This window comes from Streptomyces sp. S3(2020) (genome assembly GCF_013044505.1).
Taxonomy (GTDB): domain Bacteria; phylum Actinomycetota; class Actinomycetes; order Streptomycetales; family Streptomycetaceae; genus Streptomyces.
Genome location: NZ_JABERD010000284.1, coordinates 1 through 10,335, shown reverse-complemented (window position 1 = coordinate 10,335; position 10,335 = coordinate 1). Strand labels below are relative to the sequence as shown.

Sequence of the window (10,335 nt, the reverse complement as noted above, 5' to 3'; positions counted from 1 at the left end):
GTGCGGCCGGGATCCGGTACGCGGTGCTGAACGTCGGGTGCGGGCTGGGCGTGTACGCTGTCGACTGGGCGACGGTGCCCAACCGCCACGCGGACCTGGAGCCGCGCCCGGCCCCGGGACGGGTTCGACGCGGTGACGATGCGGCCGGTGCTCGCCTCCATGGCGGACAAGGGGGCGGTGGCGCGGGCTGCCGGCGCCGGGTGGTGACGGCTCCGCCGACGGGCGGCTGGGGTCGGGGCCGATGGAACGGTCCGGAGCCCGGCGGGGTGCGCTGCTTCGCGGCGCGTGCGGAGCGCCCGCCCGGCACGGTGCGCCCCGTAAGCCGACTCCCGTCACGCGCCAGGCGTACGCCACCCGCGCTCCAGTCCACGCGCCCACTTGTTGAACTGGGGTGATGCGTCGATTCGGGGTACGGGGGCGGGACTTGAGCCGCACCATTTCGCCATGCCCCCCGTTGCCCCTCTGCGAGAAGCAGGAGAGCCGCGGGACCAAGCCGGGCGTTCGGCAGAGTGCGCGCCGGTGACATGGTGCACGCACAGTTCTGGTCGGCGGACGGAAAGCGGACCATCGGCTATGTCAGACACCCGCTGACCAGCAGCTCCTGAACTGATCTCAGGCCACCGACCCGATCCGCTCCACCTCCGCGGACGTCACGTCATGGTGGATCGGGGTGTGTGCCCCCGTCAGTGGGACCCCGCTTCCGCCGCGCCGGTTGGCGACGATCTCGGCACCGATGGACAGGGCCGTCTCCTCCGGTGTGCGGGCGCCGAGGTCCAGGCCGATCGGGGAGCGGAGGCGGGCCAGTTCCAGTTCGGTGACACCGACTTCGCGGAGGCGGTCGTTGCGGTCCAGGTGGGTGCGGCGGGAGCCCATCGCTCCGACGTAGGCGACCGGCAGACGCAGGGCCAGCCGGAGCAGGGGTACGTCGAACTTGGCGTCGTGGGTGAGGACGCACAGGACCGTGCGGGCGTCGACCTCCGTGCGGTCGAGGTACGTGTGGGGCCACTCGACGACTATCTCGTCCGCCTCCGGGAAGCGGGCCTTCGTCGCGAACACGGGACGGGCGTCGCACACCGTGACGTGGTAGCCCAGGAACTTCCCCACCCGCACCAGCGCCGACGCGAAGTCGATCGCCCCGAAGACGATCATCCGGGGGGCCGGCACGGAGGACTCCACGAGGACCGTCAGCGGGGCCCCGCAGCGGGAACCCTGTTCGCCGATCTCCAGCGTGCCGGTGCGGCCGGCGTCCAGGTACGCGCGGGCCTCGGCGGCCACCGTGCGGTCCAGTTCCGGATGGCCGCCGTAGCCGCCGTCGTAGGAACCGTCCGGGCGGACCAGCAGCGCGCGGCCCCTCAGGTCCGAGGGGCCCGAGACGATGCGGGCGAGCGCCGCCGCCCCGCCCGACGACCCCGCGGCCAGCGCCGCCGCCACCACCGGACGGACGGGGTCCCCCGCCCGTACCGGCGTGACCAGGATGTCGATGATGCCGCCGCAGGTCAGACCGACCGCGAAGGCGTCGTCGTCGCTGTAGCCGAAGCGTTCGAGGACCGACTCCCCGTCCTGGAGCGCCTGTTGGCACAGCTCGTACACCGCGCCCTCCACACAACCGCCGGAGACCGAGCCGATCGCCGTGCCGTCGGTGTCCACCGCGAGGGCGGCGCCGGGCCGGCGAGGGGCGCTGCCGCCGACGGCCACCACGGTGGCCACGGCGAAGTCGCGTCCCTGCTCGACCCACCGGTGCAGCTCTTCGGCGATGTCCAGCATCTCTCGGTCTCCTTCACAACAGCGGTCGTATGCGGCGGGCGGCTAGTGCACGCCCATCCAGCTCTCAAGAGGATTGAGGGCGAAATAGACGAAGAAGATCACTGTCAGGGCCCACATGAAGGCACCGATCTCCCGCGCCTTGCCCTGGGCGACCTTGATCGCGACGTACGAGATGACGCCCGCGGCGACACCCGCCGTGATCGAGTACGTGAACGGCATGATGACGACGGTCAGGAAGACCGGGATCGCCGTCGCGCGGTCCGCCCAGTCCACATGCCGCGCGTTCATCATCATCATCGCGCCGATGACCACCAGGGCCGCCGCCGCGACCTCGCCCGGCACGATCGCCGTCAGCGGGGTGAAGAACAGGCAGGCCGCGAAGAACAGGCCGGTGACGACCGAGGAGAGGCCGGTGCGGGCGCCCTCGCCCACGCCGGTCGCCGACTCCACGAACACCGTCTGGCCCGAGGCACCCGCGACGCCGCCGATCGCACCGCCGGCGCCGTCGATGAAGAGGGCCTTCGACAGGCCCGGCATCCGGCCCTGCTCGTCGGCGAGCTTGGCCTCGGTGCCGACGCCGATGATCGTGGCCATCGCGTCGAAGAAGCCGGCCAGGACGAGCGTGAAGACGATCATGCCGACCGTCATCGCGCCGACCTCGCCCCAGCCGCCGAACTCGACGTCGCCGAAGATCGAGAAGTCCGGCATCGAGACCGCGCTGCCGTGGAGTTCGGGAGCACCGCTGGTCCACTGTCCGGGGTCGATGACGTCGAGGGCGTTGAGCACCACGGCCAGGACCGTGCCGCCGACGATGCCGATCAGGATGGCGCCGGGGATCCCGCGCGCCTGGAGCATGAAGATCGCGAGCAGGGTCACCGCGAACAACAGCACCGGCCAGCCCGCGAGTTCGCCCGTCGGGCCGAGGGTCACCGGGGTCGCCTTGCCCTGGTGGACGAAGCCGGCCTTGTAGAAGCCGATCAGTGCGACGAACAGGCCGATGCCCATGGTGATCGCGTGCTTGAGGGCCAGCGGGATGGCGTTCATGATCATCTCACGGAGACCGGTGACGACCAGCAGCATGATGATCACGCCGTACATCACGCACATGCCCATGGCCTGCGGCCAGGTCATCGCGGGGGCGACCTGGGAGGCCAGGACACCGGAGACGGAGAGACCGGCGGCCAGCGCGAGGGGCACCTTGCCGAAGAAGCCCATCAGCAGCGTGCTGAAGGCCGCCGCGAACGCGGTCGCGGTGATGAGTGCCTGCTGGCCGAGCGTGGCCCCGGCCACGTCCTTGCCGGACAGGATCAGGGGGTTGAGCAGCAGGATGTACGCCATCGCCATGAACGTGGTCGTACCGCCGCGCACCTCGCGCGCGATCGTGGATCCCCGCTTGGATATGTGAAAGTACCGGTCGAGCCAGGACCGTCCGGCCGGGACGCGGGTGCCTTCGCCCGCGTCGTCGGCAACGGTCTTCGGCTCCAGGGACTGCTGGGTCATGTGGGCCTACTCCCAAGGTTCACAGGGGCACCCGCGGGCTGCCTTCGGCGCTTGCGCGGGATTTGGGGAGGTGCGACCCGGGGGACGGCCCGAGACGAACTTTCTTCGGGGGTCCTGGGGAAGGACGTCGTCCTTCCCCAGGACCCCTCACCGGTTCAGCTTCCGGAGGGTCACGTGCCCGTGAGGTGTTCGGGACGTACCGGCGTCCGGTCGAGCTCCAGCCCGGTCGCGTTCCGGATCGCCGCGAGGACGGCCGGCGTGGACGACAGGGTGGGGGCCTCGCCGATGCCACGGAGCCCGTACGGGGCGTGGTCGTCGGCGAGTTCGAGCACATCGACGGGGATGGTCGGTGTGTCGAGGATGGTGGGGATCAGGTAGTCCGTGAAGGACGGGTTCCTGACCTTGGCCGTCTTGGGGTCGACGATGATCTCCTCCATGACCGCCACGCCCAGACCCTGGATCGTGCCGCCCTGGATCTGGCCGACGACGGACAGCGGGTTGAGCGCCTTGCCGACGTCCTGGGCGCAGGCCAGTTCGATGACCTTCACCAGGCCGAGCTCGGTGTCGACCTCGACGACCGCGCGGTGCGCGGCGAAGGAGTACTGGACATGGCCGAAGCCCTGGCCGGTGCGCAGGTCGAAGGCCACGGTCGGACGGTGCCGCCACTCGGCCTCGACCTCGACGGACTCGCCTTCCAGTACGTCGACCAGGTCGGCGAGGACCTCGCCGCCGTCGGTGACGACCTTGCCGCCCTCCAGGAGCAGCTCGGCGGTGGCCCAAGCCGGGTGGTACGAGCCGAACTTGCGGCGGCCGATCTCCAGGACCTTCTCGCGGACCAGCTCGCAGGAGTTCTTGACGGCGCCGCCGGTGACGTACGTCTGACGCGACGCGGACGTCGAACCGGCGCTGCCCACCTGGGTGTCGGCCGGGTGGATCGTCACCTGGGTGACGCCCAGCTCGGTGCGGGCGATCTGCGCGTGGACGGTGATACCGCCCTGGCCGACCTCCGCCATGGCGGTGTGGACGGTCGCGACGGGCTCACCGCCGATGACGTCCATGCGCACCTTGGCGGTGGAGTAGTCGTCGAAGCCCTCGGAGAAGCCGACGTTCTTGATGCCGACCGCGTAGCCCACACCCCGTACGACGCCCTCGCCGTGGGTGGTGTTGGACAGACCGCCGGGCAGCTGCCGTACGTCGGCGGCCTCGCCGGCCGAGAGCCACTGCTGCTCGGGCGGCAGCGGCATCGCCTTGACGCGGCGCAGGAGTTCGGCGACCGGGGCCGGGGAGTCGACCGGCTGGCCGGTCGGCATGATCGTGCCCTGCTCCATCGCGTTGAGCTGACGGAACTCGACCCGGTCCATGCCCACCCGGTCGGCGAGCTTGTCCATCTGGGCCTCGTAGGCGAAGCACGCCTGGACCGCGCCGAAGCCGCGCATGGCGCCGCAGGGCGGGTTGTTGGAGTAGAGGGCGATGGCCTCGATGTCGACGTCGTCGACCACGTAGGGGCCGATCGACAGCGAGGCGGCGTTGCCGACGACCGCGGGGGACGCGGAGGCGTAGGCGCCGCCGTCCAGCACGATGCGGCACTTCACGTGGGTGAGCTTGCCGTCCTTCGTCGCGCCGTGCTCGTAGAAGAGCTTCGCCGGGTGGCGGTGGACGTGTCCGAAGAAGGACTCGAAGCGGTTGTAGACGATCTTGACCGGCTTGCCGGTGCGCAGCGCGAGCAGGCACGCGTGGATCTGCATCGAGATGTCCTCGCGGCCGCCGAAGGCACCGCCGACGCCGGAGAGCGTCATACGGACCTTGCTCTCGGGCAGGCCGAGGACGGGGGCGATCTGCTTGAGGTCGCTGTGCAGCCACTGGGTGGCGATGTAGAGGTGGACGCCGCCGTCCTCGTCCGGCACCGCGAGGCCCGACTCGGGGCCGAGGAAGGCCTGGTCCTGCATGCCGAAGGTGTACTCGCCCTTGACGACGAAGTCGGCGCGCTCCGCGGCCGCGGCGGCGTCGCCGCGCAGGATCGGCTGGCGGTGCACGATGTTGGGGTGCGGGACATGGCCGATGTGGTGGTCGTCGCGGCCCTCGTGGACGAGGATCGCGTCGGGCGCGGTCGCGGAGGCCTCGTCGGTGATGACGGGCAGTTCGCGGTAGTCGACCTTGATCTTGGCGGCGGCGCGGCGCGCGGTCTCCGGGTGGTCGGCGGCCACGATCGCCACCGGCTCGCCGTGGTGGCGGACCTTGCCGTGCGCGAGGACCGGGGTGTCCTGGATCTCCAGGCCGTAGTTCTTCACGTCGGTCGGCAGGTCGTCGTACGTCATGACGGCGTAGACGCCCGCCATGGCGAGGGCCTCGCTCGTGTCGATGGACACGATCTCGGCGTGCGCGACGGTGGAGCGCAGGATCTGGCCCCAGAGCATGTCCTCGTGCCACATGTCGGACGAGTACGCGAACTCGCCGGTGACCTTGAGGGTGCCGTCCGGGCGGAGCGTGGACTCGCCGATGCCGCCCTTGGTCGGGGAACCCTGGGTGACCTTGGTGGGAGCGCCGATGGTGGGTTTCGCGGACATGGTCAGACCGCCTCTCCCTGCCGGGCGGCCGCGAGGCGGACCGCGTCCATGATCTTCTCGTAGCCGGTGCAGCGGCACAGGTTGCCCGACAGCGCCTCGCGGATGTCCGCGTCGCTCGGGGACGGGTTGCGCTCCAGCATCTCGTCGGCGGCGACCAGCAGACCCGGCGTGCAGAAGCCGCACTGGACGGCGCCGGCGTCGATGAACGCCTGCTGGATCGGGGAGAGTCGGGTGCCCTCGCCGGTCTGGGAGTCCTGGCCCTTGGCAGCCCACTGCTGGGCGTCCTGGAGCGAGGTACCGCAGGCTCCGGTGGCGCAACCGCCGTGCTCGGCGCGCTGCTTGGCGAAGTCCGCGAGCCCTTCGACGGTGACGACCTCGCGGCCCTCGACCTGACCGGCGGCGACCAGACACGAACACACCGGCACACCGTCCAGACGGACCGTGCAGGAGCCGCACTCGCCCTGCTCGCAGGCGTTCTTGGAGCCGGGCAGGCCCATGCGCTCGCGCAGGACGTAGAGGAGGCTCTCGCCCTCCCAGACGTCGTCGGCTTCCTGGGGACGGCCGTTGACCGTGAAATTGACGCGCATTACGCGACTCCCTCCGAGCGGGCGGCGGTGCCGCGGTACGACTCCCAGGTCCAGGTCAGGGTGCGGCGGGCCATGATGCCGACCGCGTGGCGGCGGTAGCTCGCCGTGCCCCGGACGTCGTCGATCGGGTTGCAGGCGGCGGAGCACAGGTCCGCGAACTGCTTGGCGACCGACGGGGTGATGATCTTTCCGTTGTCCCAGAAGCCACCCTCTTCGAGCGCCGCGTTCAGGAACTCCTCCGCGGCCTTCGCCCGGACGGGGGTGGGTGCCGCCGAACCGATGCCGGTGCGGACGGTGCGGGTCTCGGGGTGCAGCGCCAGGCCGAAGGCGCAGACCGCGATGACCATCGCGTTGCGGGTGCCGACCTTGGAGTACTGCTGCGGGCCGTCCGCCTTCTTGATGTGCACGGCGCGGATCAGCTCGTCGGGCGCGAGCGCGTTGCGCTTCACGCCGGTGTAGAACGCGTCGATCGGGATCAGACGCGAGCCGCGCACCGACTCCACCTCGACCTCGGCGCCGGCCGCGAGGAGGGCGGGGTGGGCGTCGCCGGCCGGGGAGGCGGTGCCGAGGTTGCCGCCGACGCCGCCGCGGTTGCGGATCTGCGGGGAGGCGACCGTGTGCGAGGCCAGGGCCAGGCCCGGCAGCTCGGCGCGCAGGTTCTCCATGATGTGGGTGTACGGGACGGAGGCCCCGAGCCGCACCGATCCCTCGCCGACCTCCCACTCGGTGAGGTCGGTGACGCGGTTCAGGTCGAGCAGGTACTCGGGCCGCCGGTGGTCGAAGTTGATCTCGACCATCACATCGGTGCCGCCCGCAATGGGCACAGCGGTGGGGTGCTCAGCCTTGGCGGCGAGCGCCTCCTCCCAGCTGGCGGGGCGAAGGAAGTCCATGACCGGCTCTCTTCTTCGTCTCGTGGGTCGATCAGATCGAGCCAGATCGTGTGCGGCGGGCCCGGCTCGTTCATGTGCTGTTTACGCGGAGTGGGCTCAGTACACAGCGCCGTACTCCGACGGGGTCAGTCACGGAAACTCTGAAGGAGTTGGCTGGTCGGGGCGGGCATCTTGTAGATTCGTATGAACGGAGGTCCTCAGTAACCTCCATGTTTTCCTGTGGAAACGCGCGACACAGTGGGCGTGACCTGGGACACAGCCCGAAGACCGGGAGACGTGCCCCTCAGCCCACCTGGCGGGCCCCTGTCACCACAACACCCTCAGAGTTCATCGTAGATTTCGAGACAAAGATCGGCGGCGACGAGAATGCGGCTGCGCGCACTGCTGGACACCGACGCGCTGGGCCTGCGGCTGCTCGGCGGCGAGGACGAGCTGGATCGCACCGTGCGGGGTGTGATGACCACCGACCTCCGGGACCCGAGCCGCTATCTCTCGGGCGGGGAGCTGGTCCTGAGCGGCCTGGCCTGGCACCGGGAGCCCGCCGACTCCGAGGCGTTCGTACGCTCCCTGGCGCACGCCGGGGTGGCGGCGCTGGCGGCCGGTACGGCCGAGTTCGGGCATGTTCCGCAGGACCTGGTGGCCGCCTGCGCCCACCACCGGCTGCCGCTGTTCGCGGTGCACGAGTCGGTGGCGTTCGCGACGATCACCGAGCACGTCGTACGCCAGGTGTCGGGCGAGCGCGCCGGGGATCTCGCGGCGGTCGTGGACCGGCACCGCCGGATGATGACCTCGGGCCCGGCGGGCGGCGGCCCGGACGTGGTCCTGGACCTGCTGGGCTCGGACCTGGACCTGCGGGCCTGGGTGCTGTCGCCGACCGGGCGGCTGATCGCGGGCTCGAAGACCACGGGCCCGGCGCTGCCCGCCGACGTGTGCGCGAAGCTGGCGGCGGAGCACCTGGCGGCGGCTCGGACGGGCCGCCGAGGCCCGCACCGCCTGACGCTCGGCTCGGCGACGTACTCCCTGTTCCCCGTCCGCAGCAGCGGCCGCTCGGCGCAGGGCTCGCGGGACGTGCGCGAGACCGTGCTGTCGGACTGGCTGCTGGCCGTCGAGGCGGACGCCGGGGACTGGCCCGAGGAGCGCCTGGACCTGCTCCAGGGCGTCACCCAGCTGATCTCGGTCGAACGGGACCGCAGGGACGCGGCACGCACGGTCCGCCGCCGCCTCGCCCAGGAGGTCCTGGAGCTGGTCCAGACGGGTGCCGCGCCCGCCGAGATCGCCGCGCGGCTGCGGGTGGCCGCGCCGGTGCTGCTGCCCGGGCTCGGGGCGGCCCCGCACTGGCAGGTCGTCGTGGCCCGCGTCGAGTGGGACGGCGCGGACATCGAGGGCGGCGCGGTCACCCAGTCGCTGCTGGAGGAGATCCTGGTCGACCCGCTGTCCACCGGGCCCGAGCACTCCGACCGCATCGCGGTGGCCCACACGGGTGACGAGGCCATCGCGCTCGTGCCGCTGCCGGCCGTGTCGACCGAGCACGACGGCTCGGAGGCGGGGATCCTCGCCGACGTCCTCCTGGAGTCCGTACGGGACCCCCTCGCCGCCGGTCTGGACGACGACGGCCGGGTCACGCTGGGCGTGAGCGCGGCCGTGCACTCGGCGGAGGGGCTGCGGGGCGCGCTGGAGGAGGCGCGGCACGCCCGGCGGGTGGCGGCGGCGCGGCCGGGCCGGGTGTGTGCGGCGGGCCACCAGGAACTGGCCTCGCACGTCCTCCTGCTGCCCTTCGTGCCGGACGACGTCCGCAGAGCCTTCACCGCGCGGCTGCTGGACCCGCTGCGCGACTACGACCGCCGCCACCGCGCGGAGCTGATCCCGACCCTGGAGGCCTTCCTCGACTGCGACGGTTCGTGGACGCGTTGCGCGACCCGTCTCCACCTGCACGTCAACACACTGCGCTACCGGGTGGGGCGAATCGAGCAGTTGACGAGTCGTGACCTGTCGAGGCTGGAGGACAAGCTGGATTTCTTCCTGGCACTGCGGATGAGCTGAAACCTGGCGGGGCCTGGGATCCCACGACTTTGTGAAATCCTTCACCCACCCTCTTGGCCGGGCCACGGAATTCGTGCTGAGATGCGGCCACCACTCAACAGCTCAATGGTGTGCCGGGGAGGGCGAGGTGGCGTATACCGCCATGTCTGGTAACGGAACGACCCCTGACGATCCACTCCAGACCGCGGTATGGCGGCTGCGCTCACGCGCCTGCTGGGTCGACGCGGCGGCGCTGCTCCAGCCGGTGGAGGCGGGGTTCGCGCTGCAACGGGCGTCCTTGCTGGTCGAGCGATGTCTCTACACCGAACAGGGCTGGCAGGAGGCCGAGGACGCGCTGCGGACCGCGGAGGCGCTGGCGCACACCGACGAGGAGCGGGGTGCGGCCGCTTGTGAACGCGGGCACCTTGCGTACGCGGCCACGCTGCACGCGGTGCGGGACCGGGCCGACGAGGCGCGGGCGGCGCTGGGGCGGGCGGCGGCGTTGATCCCTCCGGGGGCGCCGGCGCGGGCGCTGCTGGACTTCCGGCGGGGGTTGCTGGCGGAGAACCTGTCGCGGTCGCCGCAGTCGGCGCGGGCGGCGTACCGGCGGGCGCACGCGGGGGCGGTGGCCCATGCAGACCCCCTGTTGCTGTCCTTCACCTGGCGTCATCTCGCCGGACTCGCCCTGCGGGACGGTGAGTTGGCCGAGGCCCGGCACGGCTTCGCCGAATCCCTGCGGATCCGTGAGGAGTTGGGCTACCTGGTCGGCACAGCCCCGGCGCTGGCCTCCCTGGCGGACGCGGAAGTCGAGCCGGAGGCCTCGCGGTTGCGGGAGGAGGCGCGGCGGCTGTTCCGACTGCTGGGCGGCGTACCGACCTGGCTGTCCCAGCAGCTGGCCCCACCACCGGCGGCGACGGCCTGAGCCCCCGAGACTCGCCTCGCCCCCGCCGCCCCTACCCGTCCCATCCCCGGGGGCTGCGCCCCCGGGGATGGGACGGGTAGGGGCGGCGG

At 71.5% G+C, this 10,335-nt stretch carries 7 protein-coding genes; 2 read left to right on the top strand and 5 right to left on the bottom strand.

From position 1 onward, the window contains the following. Positions 1-612 precede the first annotated feature (612 nt). From HLK59_RS44690 to HLK59_RS44670, 5 genes are all read right to left on the bottom strand, one after another. A complete protein-coding gene (locus HLK59_RS44690; RefSeq protein ID WP_171147407.1) occupies positions 613-1,764 on the bottom strand; it encodes an XdhC/CoxI family protein in 1,152 nt (383 codons plus the stop codon). A 42-nt stretch (positions 1,765-1,806) separates the two neighbouring features. Then, the gene (locus tag HLK59_RS44685) at positions 1,807-3,264 is read right to left on the bottom strand and encodes an NCS2 family permease (protein ID WP_171147406.1); all 1,458 of its coding nucleotides are present in this window, start codon (positions 3,262-3,264) and stop codon (positions 1,807-1,809) included. A 170-nt stretch (positions 3,265-3,434) separates the two neighbouring features. Continuing rightward, positions 3,435-5,828, bottom strand: a complete 2,394-nt coding sequence (locus HLK59_RS44680) for a molybdopterin cofactor-binding domain-containing protein (RefSeq protein ID WP_171147405.1) — start codon at positions 5,826-5,828, stop codon at positions 3,435-3,437. A gap of 2 nt (positions 5,829-5,830) precedes the next feature. Beyond that, positions 5,831-6,415, bottom strand: a complete 585-nt coding sequence (locus HLK59_RS44675; protein WP_171147404.1) for a (2Fe-2S)-binding protein — start codon at positions 6,413-6,415, stop codon at positions 5,831-5,833. Then, positions 6,415-7,305, bottom strand: coding sequence for a xanthine dehydrogenase family protein subunit M (locus tag HLK59_RS44670; protein WP_171147403.1), 891 nt, complete (start codon positions 7,303-7,305; stop codon positions 6,415-6,417). The genes HLK59_RS44675 and HLK59_RS44670 overlap by 1 nt, the downstream gene beginning before the upstream one ends. Positions 7,306-7,671: 366 nt before the next feature. On the opposite strand from HLK59_RS44670, the gene HLK59_RS44665 reads away from it, so the two are divergent. Next, positions 7,672-9,345: a PucR family transcriptional regulator ligand-binding domain-containing protein gene (locus HLK59_RS44665; protein WP_171147402.1), complete on the top strand. Its 1,674-nt coding sequence runs from the start codon at positions 7,672-7,674 to the stop codon at positions 9,343-9,345. A 142-nt stretch (positions 9,346-9,487) separates the two neighbouring features. Next, complete coding sequence (locus HLK59_RS44660) at positions 9,488-10,246, top strand: hypothetical protein (protein ID WP_206328339.1); 759 nt, start codon at positions 9,488-9,490, stop codon at positions 10,244-10,246. The last annotated feature ends 89 nt before the right edge of the window (positions 10,247-10,335 follow it).